14 protein-coding genes, 1 tRNA gene, 1 other RNA gene and 1 pseudogene are annotated in these 18,238 nt (G+C 64.3%); 9 read left to right on the top strand and 8 right to left on the bottom strand.

From position 1 onward, the window contains the following. Nucleotides 1–10 precede the first annotated feature (10 nt). On the top strand, nt 11–781 hold the full coding sequence (locus MSP7336_RS06895; RefSeq protein ID WP_113963354.1) for an Rv3717 family N-acetylmuramoyl-L-alanine amidase: 771 nt from the start codon (nt 11–13) through the stop codon (nt 779–781). Here the strand turns inward: MSP7336_RS06895 and MSP7336_RS06890 are convergent. Then, nucleotides 759–1,196 (bottom strand): SRPBCC family protein, encoded by a 438-nt coding sequence (locus MSP7336_RS06890; protein ID WP_069397193.1) that lies wholly within the window; start codon nt 1,194–1,196, stop codon nt 759–761. The genes MSP7336_RS06895 and MSP7336_RS06890 overlap by 23 nt on opposite strands. An 85-nt stretch (nt 1,197–1,281) precedes the next feature. Here MSP7336_RS06890 and MSP7336_RS06885 point away from each other — a divergent pair, with 85 nt between their 5' ends. Then, nucleotides 1,282–2,658 carry an FAD-binding oxidoreductase gene (locus MSP7336_RS06885; protein WP_181786610.1) on the top strand — a complete coding sequence of 459 codons (1,377 nt, stop codon included), beginning with the start codon at nt 1,282–1,284 and terminating at the stop codon, nt 2,656–2,658. After that, nucleotides 2,655–3,968 carry a class I SAM-dependent methyltransferase gene (locus tag MSP7336_RS06880; RefSeq protein WP_069397191.1) on the top strand — a complete coding sequence of 438 codons (1,314 nt, stop codon included), beginning with the start codon at nt 2,655–2,657 and terminating at the stop codon, nt 3,966–3,968. The genes MSP7336_RS06885 and MSP7336_RS06880 overlap by 4 nt, the downstream gene beginning before the upstream one ends. Before the next feature lie 12 nt (nt 3,969–3,980). Here the strand turns inward: MSP7336_RS06880 and MSP7336_RS06875 are convergent, their stop codons facing one another. The 3 genes from MSP7336_RS06875 to ffs all read right to left on the bottom strand — a co-directional run bounded on the left by MSP7336_RS06875 (nt 3,981) and on the right by ffs (nt 7,182). Then, on the bottom strand, nt 3,981–5,666 hold the full coding sequence (locus MSP7336_RS06875; protein ID WP_069397190.1) for a DNA polymerase III subunits gamma/tau: 1,686 nt from the start codon (nt 5,664–5,666) through the stop codon (nt 3,981–3,983). A 114-nt stretch (nt 5,667–5,780) separates the two neighbouring features. Continuing rightward, nucleotides 5,781–7,052 (bottom strand): aspartate aminotransferase type Ic, encoded by a 1,272-nt coding sequence (locus MSP7336_RS06870; RefSeq protein ID WP_113964804.1) that lies wholly within the window; start codon nt 7,050–7,052, stop codon nt 5,781–5,783. 35 nt (nt 7,053–7,087) lie between these two features. Further along, an RNA gene (gene ffs / locus MSP7336_RS06865) (signal recognition particle sRNA small type) lies at nt 7,088–7,182 on the bottom strand. A 166-nt stretch (nt 7,183–7,348) separates the two neighbouring features. Here ffs and MSP7336_RS06860 point away from each other — a divergent pair. From MSP7336_RS06860 to MSP7336_RS06850, 3 genes are all read left to right on the top strand, one after another. Further along, a tRNA-Ser gene (locus MSP7336_RS06860) sits at nt 7,349–7,434 on the top strand. A gap of 62 nt (nt 7,435–7,496) precedes the next feature. Then, a complete protein-coding gene (lucA, locus tag MSP7336_RS06855; RefSeq protein WP_113963353.1) occupies nt 7,497–8,306 on the top strand; it encodes a lipid uptake coordinator LucA in 810 nt (269 codons plus the stop codon). A gap of 42 nt (nt 8,307–8,348) precedes the next feature. Continuing rightward, nucleotides 8,349–9,419, top strand: a complete 1,071-nt coding sequence (locus MSP7336_RS06850; protein WP_113963352.1) for an NAD(P)H-dependent amine dehydrogenase family protein — start codon at nt 8,349–8,351, stop codon at nt 9,417–9,419. On the opposite strand, the gene MSP7336_RS06845 is transcribed toward MSP7336_RS06850, so the two are convergent. Continuing rightward, nucleotides 9,416–9,748 (bottom strand): DUF732 domain-containing protein, encoded by a 333-nt coding sequence (locus MSP7336_RS06845; RefSeq protein WP_113963351.1) that lies wholly within the window; start codon nt 9,746–9,748, stop codon nt 9,416–9,418. The genes MSP7336_RS06850 and MSP7336_RS06845 overlap by 4 nt on opposite strands. A gap of 292 nt (nt 9,749–10,040) precedes the next feature. Between MSP7336_RS06845 and MSP7336_RS06840 the strand changes: the two genes are divergently transcribed. Both MSP7336_RS06840 and MSP7336_RS06835 read left to right on the top strand, forming a co-directional pair. Next, nucleotides 10,041–10,472, top strand: a complete 432-nt coding sequence (locus MSP7336_RS06840; RefSeq protein WP_113963350.1) for an MmpS family transport accessory protein — start codon at nt 10,041–10,043, stop codon at nt 10,470–10,472. 43 nt (nt 10,473–10,515) lie between these two features. Continuing rightward, nucleotides 10,516–13,425: an MMPL/RND family transporter gene (locus tag MSP7336_RS06835; RefSeq protein ID WP_069397184.1), complete on the top strand. Its 2,910-nt coding sequence runs from the start codon at nt 10,516–10,518 to the stop codon at nt 13,423–13,425. Nucleotides 13,426–13,456: 31 nt separating this feature from the next. On the opposite strand, the gene MSP7336_RS06830 is transcribed toward MSP7336_RS06835, so the two are convergent. Next, a complete protein-coding gene (locus tag MSP7336_RS06830; RefSeq protein ID WP_069397183.1) occupies nt 13,457–16,387 on the bottom strand; it encodes an MMPL/RND family transporter in 2,931 nt (976 codons plus the stop codon). Further along, nucleotides 16,384–16,794 carry an MmpS family transport accessory protein gene (locus MSP7336_RS06825; protein ID WP_113963349.1) on the bottom strand — a complete coding sequence of 137 codons (411 nt, stop codon included), beginning with the start codon at nt 16,792–16,794 and terminating at the stop codon, nt 16,384–16,386. Before MSP7336_RS06825 ends, MSP7336_RS06830 begins: the two co-directional genes overlap by 4 nt. Before the next feature lie 262 nt (nt 16,795–17,056). On the opposite strand from MSP7336_RS06825, the pseudogene MSP7336_RS06820 reads away from it, so the two are divergent. Continuing rightward, a pseudogene (locus MSP7336_RS06820) lies at nt 17,057–17,741 on the top strand (TetR/AcrR family transcriptional regulator). Nucleotides 17,742–17,747: 6 nt separating this feature from the next. Here MSP7336_RS06820 and MSP7336_RS06815 read toward each other — a convergent pair. Continuing rightward, nucleotides 17,748–18,212 (bottom strand): DUF5078 domain-containing protein, encoded by a 465-nt coding sequence (locus MSP7336_RS06815; RefSeq protein WP_069397181.1) that lies wholly within the window; start codon nt 18,210–18,212, stop codon nt 17,748–17,750. Between the last annotated feature and the right edge of the window lie 26 nt (nt 18,213–18,238).

The raw sequence follows: 18,238 nt of genomic DNA, 5'->3' as shown, positions 1-18,238 counted from the left end.
CCGTGACGCGGTGCGCGTATCTGTTTGCCTGCGTGTCGGGATCGCGACGGCTCTCGGCGTACTGGTCGCCGGACCGATGCCCGCGGGCCCGACTGCCAGGGCAGTTCCTACCAGCATCGCCGGCATGATCGTTTTCCTCGACCCCGGCCACAACGGGGCCAACGACGCCTCGATCGGCCGCCAGGTGCCCACCGGCCGTGGCGGCACCAAGGATTGCCAAGCCAGCGGAACCTCAACCGACGACGGCTACCCTGAGCACACCTTCGCGTGGGACACCACGCTGCGGATCCGCGCCGCGCTCAACGCACTCGGCGCGCGGACTGCGATGTCACGCGGCGACGACACCTCGGTGGGCCCGTGCGTCGACCAGCGCGCCGCCATGGCCAACGCGTTGCATCCCAACGCGATCGTGTCCATCCACGCCGACGGCGGTCCGCCGACCGGGCGGGGATTCCACGTCAACTACTCGGCGCCGCCGCTCAACCAGGCCCAGGCCGGCCCGTCGGTGCAATTCGCCCGGATCATGCGGGATCAGCTACAAGGCTCGGGTATCCCGCCGGCCAACTACATCGGCAAGGACGGTCTGTACGGCCGCTCCGACTTGGCCGGCCTGAACCTGGCGCAGTATCCGTCGGTGCTCGTCGAATGCGGCAACATGAAGAATCCCGCCGACTCGGTGCTGATGACCACTCCCGCGGGCCGGCAGAAGTACGCCGACGCCGTGGTCAAGGGCATCGCCGGCTTTCTGGGCAGTCAGGTCAGGTCTCCAGCTGCTTCTTGAGGTTGGCCAGCACCTCGCCCTGAATTTTCTTGAGCCCCAGCGGCGCGAAGATCCGCTCGAAGAAACCCTTCACCCCGCCCGCGCCGGTCCACGTGGTCTTGACGGTGACGCTGGAGCCGTTCCCCGCCGGAGCCACCGTCCAGTTGGTGACCATCGTCGAGTTGGCGTCCTTTTCGATAACGGCGTGGCCGGCGACGTCGACGTTGGCCTGTACGTCACGGACCCGGGATTTGGTGGCTTGCAGCTTCCATTTGGCCACCGTCCCTTGTCCCTGGCCACCTTGCAGCACCTCGTAGTCGCGGTAGTGCGCGGACAAGATCTTCGGGCGGACTTCCTTGTAGTCGGCGACGGCAGCTAATACAGCCTGCGGCGCCGCGTCGATCAAAATCGTGTTGGCTGCGCTGACCTGTCCCATCAGGCAAGACTCCTTTGCTGCAAATGCACCGACACCGTTTTGCGGCACCGTGCAGGGGCCACTGTCGGGGACTAGGCTATATGCGATGCCTGTTCCTGCAGCCGCGCAAGAGGTTCACCGGGCGGGCGTTGAGCGGTTGTTGAAGAGCTATCGTTCGATTCCCGCGACGGCGTCCGTCCGTCTTGCCAAGCCCACCTCGAATTTGTTCCGCGCCCGCGCCAAGCGCGACGCCCCCGGACTTGACACCTCCGGGTTGACGAATGTCATTTCAATCGACCCGGATAACCGCACCGCCGACGTGGCCGGGATGTGCACCTACGAGGACCTGGTCGCCGCGACCCTGCGGTATGGCCTGTCCCCGCTGGTGGTGCCGCAGTTAAAGACGATCACCCTGGGCGGGGCGGTCACGGGCTTGGGTATCGAATCGGCGTCGTTTCGCAACGGGTTGCCGCACGAATCAGTGCAGGAGATGGACATCCTCACCGGCGCAGGCGAATTGCTCACCGTCTCACCACAAAACTATCCGGACCTGTATCGGGCGTTCCCGAATTCCTATGGCACCCTGGGTTATTCGACAAGGATTCGAATCGAACTAGAGCCGGTCAAGCCGTTCGTGGCGCTTCGGCACCTTCGCTTCCATTCGCTACAGGACATGGCTGCGGCGATGGACCGCATCATCGACACCGGCGGGTTCGACGGCGTGCCGGCCGACTACCTCGACGGCGTGGTGTTCGCCGCCGACGAAAGCTACCTGTGCATCGGCGTGCGCACCACCACGCCCGGCCCGGTCAGCGACTACACCGGGCAGCAGATCTTCTACCGGTCCATCCAGCACGACGACGGCGTCAAAGAAGACCGGTTGACCATGCACGACTATTTCTGGCGCTGGGACACCGACTGGTTTTGGTGTTCGCGCTCGTTCGGCGCCCAGAACCCCCGCATCAGGCGGTGGTGGCCGCGCCGCTACCGGCGCAGCAGCGTCTACTGGAAGCTGGCCGCGCTCGAGCGCCGCTTCGATATCAGCAACCGGATCGAAAAGCGCCGGGGCAACCCGCCCCGCGAACGGGTGGTGCAAGACGTCGAGGTGCCGATCGAGCGGACTGTCGAGTTCCTGGCGTGGTTCCTCGACAACGTGCCGATCACGCCGATCTGGCTGTGTCCGCTGCGGCTCCGCGATCAGGAGGGCTGGCCGCTGTACCCGATCCGGCCGGGCCACACCTACGTCAACATCGGCTTCTGGTCCTCAGTGCCGGCCGGCGAAACCGAAGGCGCGACGAACCGGTCGATCGAAGCCAAGGTCGCCGAGCTCGACGGGCACAAGTCGTTGTACTCCGATTCCTACTACACCCGCGAAGAGTTCGACGAGCTCTACGGCGGGGAGACGTACAAAACGGTCAAGAAAACCTACGACCCGGATTCGCGTCTTTTAGACCTGTACGCAAAGGCGGTGCAACGACGATGACAACGCTCAAAGAGCACACCCCTAGCACCAGAGGCAAATTAAGCCTGGCCGAGATCCTAGCCCTCTTGACCGAAAGTAACGGCCAGCCACTGAAATTCACCGCGTACGACGGCAGCAGCGCCGGCCCCGACGACGCCGTGCTGGGCCTGGACCTGCTGACTCCGCGCGGCACCACCTATCTGGCCACCGCGCCGGGCGAACTGGGGTTGGCCCGTGCCTACGTTTCGGGCGATCTGGCGGCGCACGGCGTTCACCCGGGGGATCCCTACGAGCTGCTCAAGACGCTGGCCGACAAGCTCGAATTCAAGCGACCGTCACCGCGAACACTGGCCAACGTGATTCGTTCGATCGGCTTGGAGCGGTTGGTGCCCATCGCCCCGCCGCCGCAGGAGGCCCTGCCCCGATGGCGGCGGATCGCGGAGGGATTGCGGCACAGCAAGACTCGCGACGCCGAGGCCATCCACCACCACTACGACGTGTCCAACACGTTTTACGAATGGGTGCTCGGCCCGTCGATGACCTACACCTGCGCGGTCTATCCCGACCCGGACGCCACGCTGGAGCAAGCGCAGGAGAACAAGTATCGGCTGGTGTTCGAGAAACTGCGTCTTCAACCCGGCGACCGGCTGCTCGACGTCGGCTGCGGCTGGGGCGGCATGGTTCGCTACGCCGCCCGGCGCGGCGTTCGGGCGCTCGGCGCCACGCTGTCGGCCGAACAGGCCGCCTGGGCGCAACAGGCCATCGCCGCCGACGGACTGTCCGACCTGGCCGAGGTGCGGCATTTGGATTACCGCGACGTGCGCGAGGGCGGTTTCGATGCGGTCTCCTCGCTCGGGCTGACCGAGCACATCGGTGTGCGCAACTACCCGGCGTACTTCGCCTTCCTCAGCTCCAAACTGCGCACCGGCGGGCTGCTGCTCAACCACTGCATTACTCGCCCCGACAATTACTCGACATTTCATGCCAGCGGCTTCACCGACCGCTATGTCTTTCCCGACGGCGAGTTGACCGGATCCGGACGCATCATCACCGAGATCCAAGAGGTCGGCCTCGAGGTGCTGCACGAGGAGAACTTTCGCCACCACTACGCCATGACGTTGCGCGACTGGTGCGCAAACCTGGTGGCGCACTGGGACGAAGCAGTGGCCGAGGTCGGCTTGCCGACCGCCAAGATCTGGGGCTTGTACATGGCCGCTTCACGGGTGGGCTTCGAACAAAACAAGCTGCAGCTGCACCACGTCCTGGCGGTCAAGGCAGACAAGCGCGGCAACGACGGCGGCCTGCCGCTGCGGCCCTGGTGGCAACCCTAGCCGAGTGCCCGGCTAGCCGTTATCGATGGGTCGCGCCCCCAGCTCGTTCTGCAGCAACTCAAGGGCGGCTTCTTCCGGATCGCGCCGCGGTGCCGACGCATCCTCGCGTCCGGCCTCGGCCAGCATGCTTTCCTCGTCGGCCGGCGCCGGGTCGGGCGGATCGTTAAGCGTCGGCGTGCCCGGCTCGCAGCGCACCCGCCAGTCCACGCCCAGCACGTCTTTCAGCGCTTCAGCGATGACGTCGGCGTTGCGGCCTTCGCACAGCCGCTTGGCCAGCGGCGCCGATTCATGGGTCAGCACCAGGGTGTTGCCCTCGACGGTGCGAACGGTCGCCCCGGCCAGCATCACTTCGGTGGTGCGGCTGCGCTGACGCACTTTCTCGCGCACCGTCGGCCACAGGGTTCGCACCGCGGCCGCTCCGGGCTCACCCGACGTCGGAGCCGGTGGCGGTGACGTCTGCTTCGGATGCTTCGGAGTTGGTTCAGGCTGTGGCTCAGGCGCTTTCGCCGGCGGGTTGGGTCTCTTCGGGGTCGCCGGGATCGACATGTCCAGCCTGGTCTCGATCCGCTCGATACGTTGCAGCAGTGCCGCTTCGGTGTCGCTGGCTGACGGCAACAGCAGCCGCGCGCAGATGACTTCCAGCAGCAGGCGTGGCGCCGTCGCACCGCGCATCTCGCCCAGCCCGGCCTGCACCACCTCGGCGTAACGGGTCAGCGTCGCTGCACCGAACCGGGCCGACTGATCGCGCATCCGGTCCAGCACGTCTTCGGGCGCGTCCACCACGCCCCGGGTGACCGCGTCTGGAACCGCTTGCAGCACAAGCAGATCACGGAATCGTTCCAACAGGTCGGTGGCGAATCTGCGGGGATCGTGACCGGCGTCGATCACCGACTCCACCGCCCCGAACAGCGCCGCGGCGTCGCCCGCGGCCAGCGCGTCGACGGCGTCGTCGATCAAGGCGACGTCGGTGGCACCCAGCAACGCCAGCGCCCGCTGATAGCTGACCCGGTTACCGTCGGCGCCGGCCAACAGCTGGTCGAGCACCGAGAGGGCGTCGCGCGGTGAACCACCGCCGGCGCGAATCACCAACGGGTACACAGCCTCATCGACGACGACACCCTCCTGCTCGCAGATGCTCGCGATCAGCGAGCGCATGGTGCGCGGCGGCAGCAGCCGGAACGGGTAGTGATGGGTGCGCGAACGGATCGTCGGCAACACCTTCTCCGGCTCGGTGGTGGCGAACACGAAGATCAGGTGCTCGGGCGGCTCTTCGACGATCTTGAGCAGCGCGTTGAACCCCGCGGTGGTCACCATGTGCGCCTCGTCGACGATGAACACCCGGTAGCGGGATTGGGCCGGCGCGTAGAACGCCCGGTCCCGCAGTTCGCGGGTGTCGTCCACTCCGCCGTGGCTGGCGGCGTCGAGTTCGACGACGTCGATGCTGCCGGGCCCGTTGGGCGCCAGCGCGACGCATGACTCGCACACCCCGCACGGGGTGGCCGTCGGACCTTGCGCACAGTTCAGCGACCGGGCCAGGATGCGCGCCGACGACGTCTTCCCGCAGCCCCGCGGACCGGAGAACAGATACGCGTGGTTGATGCGGCCCGCCGCCAGCGCGGTCGACAGCGGCTCGGTGACGTGCTCCTGCCCCACCACCTCCGCAAAGGTCGCCGGTCGGTACTTGCGATAGAGGGCCACGGTCAGCAGGCTACCGACGCGGTCCGACGTCGGCTTCCCCCGCCCAATGTGCGGCTGGCTTCACTCTCGCGCTCGAGTGTGAAGCTAGCTTCACGCTCGGCGTCGTGGGCGGCTTCACTTCAGCAGAGACTCGGTGGCGGCCAGCAGCACGCAGGTCGCCAGCCCGTCGATGGCGTTACGCAGGTCGGGCAGCGACGGGAAAGTCGGTGCAATCCGGATGTTCTTGTCCTCCGGGTCTTTTCGGTACGGAAACGCCGCTCCGGCCTCGGTCACGGCGATACCGGCATCCTTGGCCAGCGCGACGGTGCGCCGCGCCGTGCCAGGTAACACGTCGAGGCTGATGAAATAGCCGCCTTTGGGCTCGGTCCAGGACGCGATCTTGGATTCGCCCAGTCGCTTCTCCAAAATCTCCAGTGCCAACGCAAATTTCGGGGCCAGCAGTTGCTGGTGGCGCATCATGTGCAGGCGCACACCGTCGGCGTCGCCGAAGAACCGCAGATGCCGCAACTGGTTGACCTTGTCCGGGCCGATCGACTTCTTGCCGGCGTACTGCAGATACCAGGCGATGTTGCCCAACGACCCGCCGAAGAAGCCGACACCGGCACCGGCGAAGGTGATCTTGGACGTCGACGCGAACACATAGGGCCGATTGGGGTTGCCCGCGGCGGCAGCCAACCCCAGCACATCGACCTGACGGGGAAAGTCCAGCGTCAGGGTGTGCAGCGCGTAGGCGTTGTCCCAAAACAATCGGAAATCCTCTGCAGCGGTGCGCATTTGGACGAGACGGCGAACAGTCTCCCAGGAGTACGTCACCCCGGTGGGGTTGGCGAACACCGGCACCGCCCACATGCCCTTGATCGCAGGGTCGACGGCGACCAGTTCTTCGATCAGGTCGACGTCGGGGCCGTCCTCGCGCATCGGGACGGGGATCATCTCGATGCCCATCGTCTCGTTGATGGCGAAATGCCGGTCATAACCCGGGACCGGGCACAAGAACTTGACCGTCGGCTCGTCCTTCCATGGCCGCGGCGAGTCAACGCCGCCGTACAGCATGGAAAAGACGATGACGTCGTGCATCAGCTCGAGGCTGGAGTTGTTCCCCGCGATCAGGTTGGGCACGCTGACGCCGAGCAGCTCAGCGAAGATGGCCCGCAACTCGGGCAGTCCGTGCAGCCCGCCATAGTTGCGGGTATCGGTGCCGTCGGCGTCGCGGTAGTCGTCGCCGGGCAGGCGCAGCAGTGCATTGGACAGGTCGAGCTGCTCGCGCGACGGCTTACCCCGAGTCAGGTCGAGGGCGAGCTTCATGGCTTGCAGCTGGGCGTAGGCCTGCTGGTTGCGTTCATGCTGCGCCACGAGCTCCGCACGGTTAAGGGAATGGAATGACACCATGCACCTTTCACCGTCAACGCAACGCCCTGGACAGGTGGGGACCCCGCGCACCCGCTAGAGCCCGTTGACCCTTGCTGCCTTCCGGCCCTGGGGGAGTTCACAGGATGAACGCCGCGCGGGGTCCACCGCGAGTGTAGTCCCTGGGGTTCGGCGAACTCTTCTCAGCCGGGATCATTGCCCGCCTCCTCCTCAGACCACCGCGCGGTCTGCATCGTCAGCGGGCTGGAATCATTGCCCGCCTCCTCCTCAGACCACCGCGCGGTCTGCATCGTCAGCGGGCTAACATGGCCGACGGAGGATTCGCCTAGTGGCCTATGGCGCTCGCCTGGAACGCGGGTTGGGTTAATAGCCCTCGCGGGTTCAAATCCCGCATCCTCCGCCGTCGGTCCGGGACGCGGCCAGCATGATGGCTGCGCCCCGGCCACCACATTGAGGAGGCGTATGGGGCGCACTGTCGCCACGCTGTGGCAGGCTTCGTTCGCGATTGCGGCCGGCGTCCTCTATTTCTTCTTCGTGCTGCCGCGTTGGCCCGAGCTGATGGGCAGTACCACCCACACCCTGGGCACGGTGCTGCGAATCGTGGCCGGTGTGCTGATCGCCCTGGCCGCCCTACCGGTCGTGTTCACCCTGCTGCGGACCCGCAAGCCCGAGTACGGCACACCCCAGCTGGCGCTCACCTTGCGGACCTGGTCGATCGTGGCGCACGTCGCGGCCGGTGTGCTGATCGTCGGCACCGCGGTCAGCGAGATCTGGCTGGACCTCGACGCCGTCGGGCAGTGGTTGTTCGCGGTCTACGGAGCCGCCGCAGCGGTCGCGATCCTCGGGATCTCCGCGTTCTACCTGTCGTTTGTCGCTGAGCTGCCCCCACCACCTCCGAAACCGATCAAGCCCAAGAAGCCGAAGCGGCGTCTGCGTCGTAAGGCCAAGAAGGCCGCTGAGGCTGAGACCGCTGAGACCGCTGAGACCGAAGTCGACGAGACCGAAAAAGCCGAGGGCGAAAAAACCGAGACCGAAAAAGCCGAGGCCGAGACTGCTGAGGCCGAACCAGAGCCCGCCACGGCGAAGGCCGACGAGCAGACGTCGGCCGAGGAGCCCGAGTCGACCGCCGAGGAGCCGCCCGCCGCTGAGGAGCCGCCCGCCGCCGAGGACACCGTGGCGACCGAGGGATCCCGCGGTGGGCTGCGCAACCGCCGTCCGACCGGCAAAACGCGACGCAGACGCTCTCGCCGTGGTGTCGCCGTCGAAGATTAGTTAGGGCTGTTAACTTCGACGCGGCTTCCTTATGCTGAGCGAGTGCCAAACAGCTATCGAGTCGTCCAATGGACCACGGGAAACGTCGGAAAAAGCTCGGTTCAAGCGATCGCAGCTAACCCCAATTTCGAGCTCGTGGGGTGCTATGCCTGGTCGCAAGACAAGGTCGGCAAAGACGTCGGCGAGCTGTGCGGTGTCGCCCCGCTGGGCGTCGCCGCCACGAATGACGCGGACGCGCTGCTCGCGCTGAAACCCGACTGCGTGGTCTACAACCCGATGTGGATCGACGTCGACGAGCTGGTACGCATCCTGTCGGCGGGCATCAACGTGGTGTCGACGGCCTCGTTCATCACCGGACACAATCTGGGCCCCGACCGGGAGCGCATCGCCCAAGCCTGCCGACAGGGCGGCTCGACGCTGTTCGGTTCGGGTGTGAGCCCGGGCTTCGCCGAGCTGCTGGCCATCGTGTCGGCAATGGTGTGCGACCGTGTCGACAAGATCACCGTCAACGAGGCGGCCGACACCACCTTCTACGATTCGCCGGCGACGGAGCTGCCGGTGGGCTTCGGCAAGCCGATCGACCACCCCGACCTGCCGGCGATGACCGCGCAGGGCACGGCGGTGTTCGGTGAAGCGGTTCGCTTGGTGGCCGATGCACTGGGGGTCGAGCTCGACGACATACGCTGCCAGGCCGAATACGCGCAGACCACCGCCGGTCTCGACCTGGGGTCGTGGACGATCGGCGCCGGCTGCGTCGCCGGTGTCCATGCCAGCTGGCAGGGCGTGGTCGGTGACAAGACCGTCGTCGAACTCAACGTCCGCTGGCGCAAAGGCCAGACCCTCGAGCCGGACTGGAAGATCGGACAGGACGGCTGGGTCATCCAGATCGACGGCCGCCCCACTGTTCGAACCGCGGTGAGTTTTTTGCCCCCGCCGGATTTCCAGGCCGAGACGATCGCCGACTTCATGACGCTGGGCCACATCATGACAGCAATGCCGACCATCAACGCGATCCCGGCGGTCGTGGCCGCGGCGCCGGGCATCGCTACCTACAACGACTTGCCGCTGACTTTGCCAAGGGGGGTGGTGCCGAATAGTTCGAGAAAAATCTAGCGCGCGGGGATGTTCTGCAGCTTGGGTGCTAAGTCCGGGCAGTAGAAGCTGATAGCGCTGCCCAGGAATTGGTACGTCTGCACCTGACTGGTGCCACGCGGAAGGTTCTTTTCCAGGAAGTGAGCGGAGGCCGCAGCATCAGGATCGACGCCCTCACCCAGCCGCCGGCAGGCGATCTTGGCCAGATACGGATTGTAGTCATGCGGACCGTAGATCCCGTAACTGTTGATCTGTTTGTCGAAGTCGGTATCGGGGTCGGCGAGGGCGGGCGCCGCCAGCATTATCGCGACGGCAGCGGCAACGGCCGGGGCAAACCTAACTGCCTTCATGAACCGAATCGTATCCGGGCGAAACTTCGGCGCAGATCTCATCGCGTTGCCTTCCCAGCCGGTTTCCGTTTAGCCACGTATACCCATTAGAGTAGCTAAGGTTACACACAAGCTAACTAGTTGAGTTACCTGGCCCCCGTTTCAGGATGGAGGCACACACGATGGTGATTGCGACGCCTTCGCATCACTAATCGACTTCGGCACCGACGCCGGGCGCGAAGCGCGCGAGTGCTCGCGAGTGCTGAAGTCATCGACGGTCAACAGCTAGCGACGAAAGGGGCAGGGGTTTCAAGTGTTTCGCTTGCTCAAACGTGTGTGGCTGCCGTTGGTCATCGTGATCGTTGTGGTCGTCGGGGGGTTCATGGTGTTCCGGGTCCGCGGGTACTTCGGTGCGCACGGCCACGCCGGCGGCAACTCGCAGGTGTTCGAAGACACCAAGCCGTTTCACCCCAAGGTCGTTGTCTACGAGATCTTCAGCCCGAGCGGCACCGTCGCCGACATCAATTACCTCGACCTCAACGCCGACCCCAAACGGGTGGACTCGGCTCCCCTGCCCTGGTCACTCAGGTTGTCGACCACCGACCCTGCGGTGAGCCCAACCATTGTGGCGCAGGGTCGCGGCAACGCCATCGGCTGCCGCATCATCGTCGACGGTGTCGTCAAGGACGAAAGGATCCAAACCGGGGTGAACGCCCAGACCTTCTGCCTGGTGAAGTCCGCATGAGCCGCACCGTCGAGGTAAGACTCGAGATTGGGGAGCGGCGCGGATGAGCGCAGGCATCACCGACGCACCCACCGACGTCCTGCCGACACCGGTACAGGCGGTGCGGGAACGACTGCCGCTGTGGATTCACCGGCTGGCGGTGCCGATCATCCTCGCCTGGGTGGCCGTCACGGTGCTGCTGAACGTCATCGTCCCCCAGCTGGACGTGGTGGGCCAGATGCGCAACGTGTCGATGAGCCCCAAGGACGCGTCGTCGCTGATCGCCATCAAGCGCGTCGGCCAAGATTTCAACGAGTTCAAGTCCGACAGTTCGGCCATGGTCGTCTTGGAAGGCGAACAGCCGTTGGGCGAGGCGGCCCACAAGTTCTACGACGAGCTGGTTGCCAAGCTGCGGGCGGATAAAACACACGTCGAGAACGTTCAAGACTTCTGGAGTGACCCGCTGACCGCGGCGGGTTCGCAGAGTCCCGACGGCAAGGCCGCCTACGTCCAGGTCTACCTGGCCGGCAACCAGGGCGAGAGCCTGGCCAACGAATCCGTCGAGGCTGCCCGCGACATCGTCAACAGCACGCCGCCTCCGCCGGGTGTCAAGGCGTATGTAACCGGCGCCGCCCCACTGCTCGCAGATCAGCGCATCGCCGGTGATCGCAGCGTCAAGCTGATCACCGGGCTGACCTTCCTGGTGATCATCTTCATGCTGCTGTTCGTCTACCGGTCAATCAGCACCGTGCTGATCGTGATGGCGATGGTGTTTTTGGAGTTGGCGGTCGCGCGGGGGGTGGTGGCGTTTTTGGGCTACCACAACCTCATTGGGCTTTCGACCTTCGCGGTCAACTTGCTGGTGACGCTGGCCATCGCCGCCTCGACGGACTACGCCATCTTCTTGATCGGCCGCTATCAGGAAGCCCGCACCCTCGGGGAAGACCGCGAGTCGGCGTTCTACACGATGTATCGCGGAACCAGCCACGTGATCCTCGGCTCGGGGCTCACGATCGCCGGCGCGACGTTCTGTTTGCGCTTCACCCGGCTGCCGTATTTCGAAAGCTTGGGTGTGCCGTTGGCCATCGGCATGCTGACCATGGTCGCCGCCGCATTGACGCTGGGCGCCGCTGTCGTGGTCGTGGCCAGTCACTTCGGCCTGTTGGAGCCCAAGCGGGCCATGCGCATTCGCGGCTGGCGCAAGATCGGCGCGGTGATCGTGCGCTGGCCGGGACCCGTCTTGGTCGCGACGGTTGCGGTCGCGTTGGTCGGACTGGTCACACTGCCCGGCTACCGACCCGGCTACGACAATCGCCCTTACCTGCCTGCCGACGTTCCGGCCAACCTCGGCTATGCGGCCGCGGACCGGCATTTCTCCCAGGCCCGGATGAACCCGGACCTGCTGCTGATCGAAACCGATCACGACATGCGCAACCCGGCGGACTTCCTGGTGATCGACAAGGTGGCCAAGGCGGTCTTTCGCACCTCCGGAATCGGCCGGGTGCAGGCGATCACCCGGCCGTTGGGCACCCCGATCAACCACGCGTCGATCCCGTTCGCGATCAGCATGCAGGGCACCACCCAGCGGCTCAACGAGAAATACCAACAGGACCGCATGGCCGACATGCTCGTCCAGGCCGACCAGATGCAAAAGAACGTCGACTACCTGGAAAAGATGTTGGACATCACCAAGCAGATGTCTGAGACCACGCACTCCATGGTCCTCAAGACCAGCCAAACGGCGCTCGATACCTCCGACGTTCGCGACCACATCGCCGACTTCGATGACTTCTTCCGGCCGATCCGCAGCTACTTCTATTGGGAGAAGCACTGTTTCGACATTCCGGTCTGCCAGGCGCTGCGGTCCATTTTCGACACTCTCGACGGCATCGACATTCTCAGTGACGATATTCAGAGCCTGGTGCCGGACTTGCAGCGGCTGGATTCGCTGTTGCCGCAAATGGTTGCGTTGATGCCGGAAATGATCGAAAGCATGAAGACCATGAAGGTCATGATGCTGACGATGTATCAGAGCCAGAAGAGCATGCAGGATCAGATGCAGGCCATGTCGGAGAACCAGTCGGCGATGGGCCATGCGTTCGACGACGCCAAGAACGACGATTCGTTTTATCTGCCGCCGGAGGCCTTCGACAATCCCGATTTCAAGCGCGGTCTGAAGATGTTCCTCTCACCGGATGGGCATGCGGTGCGGATGATTATCTCGCACGAGGGCGATCCTGCCTCACCCGAGGGTATTTCGCGGGTCGAACCGGTCAAACACGCTGTGCACGAGGCGATCAAGGGCACCCCGTTGGAAGGCTCCAAGGTCTATCTTGGCGGTACCGCGGCCACGTACAAGGACTTGTCCGAGGGGTCGAAGTGGGACCTGTTGATCGCCGGGATCGCTTCGCTGTGCCTGATTTTCATCGTCATGCTGATGATCACTCGAAGCATCATTGCGTCCGCCGTGATCGTCGGCACCGTGCTGCTCTCCTTGGGCAGCGCTTTCGGGCTGTCGGTGTTGATCTGGCAGCATCTGCTCGGACTGGATCTGCACTGGATGGTGATCGCTATGTCGGTGATCATCTTGTTGGCGGTCGGGTCGGACTACAACCTGCTGCTGGTGGCGCGGTTCAAAGAGGAGATCCATGCCGGGCTGAATACCGGCATCATCCGGGCGATGGGCGGCAGCGGCTCGGTGGTCACGTCGGCGGGTCTGGTGTTCGCGTTCACGATGATGGCCATGGGGGTCAGCGACCTGGTTGTTGTCGGCCAGGTGGGTACCACGATCGGACTGGGTCTGCTGTTCGACACATTGATCGTGCGCTCATTTATGACGCCGTCCATTGCCGCGCTGCTGGGACGCTGGTTCTGGTGGCCGCAGCGCGTGCGTACTCGCCCGGCGAACGGCTTACGACGGAGTGTCCGGCCCCGGCCGGTGGCCGGCGAGCTGGTGAATCAGCACGCGCGCTGACCGCGCTGACAGCTGACAGCGTTGTGGTGCACTAGCTTTGAGCGTGCGCCTTAGGTAGCTCCGCAGTAGCGGCTTGATCGTCGTACCCGTTGCTCAGCAGCGAGCGAACAGCCGGGCGTGGACCGGTCGGCCGCAGCATTGTGCTGGCCGGCCGCGGGCGCACCCGTTGGGGCCACCAGAACCAACGGCCGAGCAAGGCTGCGATCGATGGCGTCATGAACGAGCGCACCACCAGCGTGTCGAACAGCAGACCCAAACCGATAGTCGTGCCGACCTGGCCGATGATGCGTAGATCGCTGACCGCCATCGAGGCCATCGTGAACGCGAACACCAGACCCGCTGCGGTGACCACCTTTCCGGTGCCGCCCATCGACCGGATGATCCCGGTGTTGATCCCGGCATGAATCTCCTCTTTGAAACGGGAGACCAGCAGCAAGTTGTAGTCCGACCCCACCGCCAACAAGATGATCACCGACATCGCCAGCACCATCCAGTGCAATTCGATGCCGAGGACGTACTGCCAGGCCAGCACGGAGAGCCCGAACGAAGCGCCCAACGAGAGCGCCACCGTGCCGACGATCACCATGGCGGCGACGAAGCTTCGCGTGATGATCAGCATGATGATGAAAATCAGGCACAGCGAAGCGATTCCGGCAATCAGAAGGTCGTACTTGGAGCCGTCCTTCATGTCCTTGAACGTCGCCGCTGTACCGGCGAGATACAGCTTGGCGTCCTCTAGTGGAGTTCCCTTCAGCGATTCCTCGGCAGCTTGCTTGATCGGGTCGACCCGCGCAATGCCTTCGGGCGAGGCCGGATTGCCCCGATGCGAGATGATCATCCGGGCAGCTTTCCCGTCCGAGGACAGGAACAGATTCTCGGCTCGTTTGAAGTCTGGGTTGTCGAAGACTTCCGGTGGCAGATAGAAGGAGTCGTCGTTCTTGGCGGCATCGAACGCCTTGCCCATCGCGGTGGCGTTGGTGCTCATTTCCTCCATCTGGTTGAAGATCCCGGACATGGTGCTGTGCATGGTCAGCATCATGGTCCGCATGTTCTCCATGGTCGCGATCATCGGTGGGAACTGCGCGATCATCTGCGGCATCAGCGCATCGAGCTGATCGAAGTCGGTGACCAGCTCCCGCAGCTTGTCGCTCAGCTCATCGACCCCGTCGATGGAATCGAAGATCGATCGCAGTGACCAGCAGATCGGGATGTCGTAGCAGTGCTTCTCCCAGTAGAAGTAGCTGCGGATCGGACGGTAGAAGTCTTCGAAATCTGCGATGTGATCCCGCAATTCGTTGGTGATGTCCACCATTTCCTTTGTCTCACCGACCATGTGGTGGGTGGTGTTGGTGAGCTGTTGCATGAGGTTGTACATGCGCTTCATCGTCGCGATGGTGGCACTGAGTTCGTCGGCCTGCGTCAGCATGTCGTCCATCCGGTTCTTTTGAAACTTCATGGTTTGCAGCTGACCGGCGTTTTGCATGCTGAGCTGAAACGGGATCGACGTGTGCTCCATCGCGGTCCCCTCCGGCCGCGTGATCGCCTGAACCCGGGAAATGCCCGGCACTTTGAAGACTCCTTTGGCGAGTTTGTCCAGCACCAGGAAGTCGGCCGGGTTGCGCATGTCGTGGTCGGATTCGACCATCAACACTTCGGGCATCATGCGGGCGGCGGAGAAATGGCGTTCGGCGGCGTCGTAGCCCGCGTTCGCCGGAATGTATCCCGGGATGTAGAGGCGGTCGTTGTAGTTGGTCTTGTATCCGGGCAGGGTGATCAGACCTATCAGGGCCACCGCGCAGGCCGCAGCGAGGATGGGCGCCGGCCAGCGAACGATCGCGGTGCCCACCCGCCGCCACCCGCGGACCTTGATGCGTCGCCGGGGATCGAATAACCCGTAGCGGCTGCCGACCGTCAGCACCGCCGGCATCAACGTCAGCGCGACGGCCACCGCTACCAACATGCCCACGGCACACGGGATGCCCAGGGTCTGGAAGTACGGCATCCGGGTGAATCGAAGACAGAACACCGCGCCTGCGATCGTCAGACCCGACGCCAGCACGACGTGCGCCACGCCACGATAAGTGGTGTAGTAGGCGGTTTCCCGGTCCTCACCGACCTGACGTGCTTCCTGATATCGCCCGATGAAGAAGATGCCGTAGTCGGTTCCGGCCGCAATACCGAGAGACACCAGAAGATTGACAGCGAAGGTGGACAGCCCGATCAGCTGGTGATAGCCCAGGAACGCGACAATTCCACGCGCCGCGGTCAATTCGACCCCGACCATCGCCAGCAACAGCACCACGGTGATGACCGAGCGGTAGACGAGCAGCAGCATCGTCACGATCACCATGAGCGTGAGGATCGTGATCTTGATCAGCGTCCTGTCGCCGCTATGGTTCATATCCGCGATGAGCGCCGCTGGGCCGGTGACGAACACGCGCAGCCCCGGCGGCGGCGTCGACCGCTCCACGGTCTGGCGCACCGCCTCAACGGATTCGTTGGCCTTGGCCTGACCTTGATTGCCCACCAAGTTCAGCTGCACATAGGCGGCCTTGCCGTCGGGGCTTTGCGAACCCGCCGCGGTAACCGGGTCACCCCAAAAATCCTGGACGTGTTGGACGTGCGCCTTGTCGTTCTCCAGCTGCTGTACCAACCGGTCGTAGAACTTGTGTGCGGCGTCGCCCAGAGGCTGATCGCTTTCCAAGACGATCATCGCGACGCTGTCCGAGTCGGACTCCTTGAACACCTTGCCCATGTGCATCATCGCCTGCACCGACGGAGCATCTTTGGGCGCCATCGAGACCGAACGCTCTTTGCCCACCTGCTCCAGCGACGGAACGGCAACACTCACGATGAAGTCGATCGCCAGCCAGCCCAGGATGACCAACACCGCGAATCGGCGAATGGTTCGCGCCGCGAACGGCGGTTTGACAGTTTCCGAGCCGGCGGGCGGAGTGCTCATGCGCCTTTGACCACGCAATACACGTAGGCGTTCACCTCATGGGAGACCCGCTCGTCTTTGACCTCGCCGTCGACCGTGATGCGGCATCCGATGCTGTTGCTATTGCCCTGCGCCACAATGTTTCCCATCACGGCAGGCAGATTCGTGGTCATGTGGACCGACCATGGCAGCTGCGCTGCGTCCACGCGCTGCGGCTCGGCGTTGACGTCGAAATAGCTGATGTCCGCCACGGTTCCCGGCGGACCGAAAATCTCGTACGTCAAGTGCTTGGGGTTGAACGGCTTGGTTTCCTCCATCTTGGTGTCGCCGTACTGCGGACGCTTCTCGGAACCGAAGACGCCATGCAGGCGCCACACAGTGAACCCCCCAGTGGTGACGACAACGACAATCACCAGTGGGATCCACATCCGCCGCAGGCCCGCGAGTAGCACAAATCCCCTTCAACACTTTGGTCCGCATTCACACCACACTGCCCAGGCGTATCACGGAGTGACAAGCGACGGTCACCTCGGGCGAGTGGCCCCCGGCGAGAGCATCGGTCCGGCCTTGACGAAGTAAATCATCAGGGCTCGGGGCACTCGCCGTGTGCCACCCGCATCTGACTGTAACGCATACGGTGTGCGTAAGAGGAGCTCCCTCTGGCGCGGTTCGACCTGCAAGGCACATGCTGTGCGTTATCCTGCGCTGCGTGGCGCAACTGACCTTCCAGCGCGCGCGGACGGAAGAGAAGAAACGCCAGCGTGCCACGGCGCTTATCGAGGCCGCGCGCTCGCTGGCCCTGGAAAACGGCGTCGCGTCCGTGACCCTGACCGACGTCGCAAAGCGCGCCGGCATCCACTACTCCGCCGTGCGGCGGTATTTCTCCTCGCATAAGGAAGTGCTGCTGCATCTGGCGGCCGAGGGATGGGTGCGGTGGTCAGACACGGTCTGCGCGGGACTGGACAGCCCGGGTCCCATGTCGCCGTCGCGCGTCGCCGAAACACTGGCCAACGGGCTGGCGGCCGATCCGCTGTTTTGCGACCTGCTGGCCAACCTGCACCTGCACCTCGAGCATGAGGTGAATATCGACCGGGTGATCGAGCTCAAACGTGTCGGCGACGCGGCGGTGACCTCGCTGGCCGACGCCATCGAACGGTCGCTGCCGGGCCTGGGACATTCGGGTGCGCTCGACATCTTGCTGGCCGCCTACTCGTTGGCCGCGCCGCTGTGGCAGATGGCTCATCCACCCGAAGGACTTCGCGACGCCTACCCGGAGGGTACGGAAGTCCCGCCGGACTGGAACATCGATTTCGCGGCGGCCCTCACCCGGCTGCTCACCGCGACGTGCGTCGGGCTGATCGCCCAGTCGAGCTGAACCGGCTTACCAGTCCCACACGGACATGTCGTCGGGCGGGTAGTTGGCGCAGTTGTCGGTTTCCTTCGCCACGACGCCCTTGTTGTTGAAGAAGATCTTCATGTGGTTGGGCCAGGCGAACCACAGCGGGTCGCCGCCGGAGCCCAGTGGCGGGTAGAAGTTCTCGGAGTATTCCCTGCGCTGCGCCGGGGTCAGCGAGTAAAACCAGTGCACCTTGTCCTGAGTCGCCTGCTGGACGTTGGGGTGATTGCGATAGTCGGTCATGTACCGCTCGTAATACACCGGTGCGTAATCTCTGGCGGCGGCCAGGATCTGCTCGGCGGTGCAGGTGGTGTTGATCATTCGCCGGGGGATCGGGAAATCCTCGGTGGAGTCCGCGGCGGCGCGCCCGGGGAACGCCACGGCCGCGGTAGCGATCGCCAGCACAGCCGCGCCGGCCCGGAGAAAAGTGCTCAGACTTGAGGGGCGCATAGCGGTAACTATAACGCTTGGATAAC

Source organism: Mycobacterium shimoidei, from assembly GCF_900417275.1.
GTDB classification, from domain to species: domain Bacteria; phylum Actinomycetota; class Actinomycetes; order Mycobacteriales; family Mycobacteriaceae; genus Mycobacterium; species Mycobacterium shimoidei.
The sequence above is the reverse complement of the archived record's forward strand: the minus strand, read 5'-3'. Positions and strand labels throughout refer to the sequence as shown.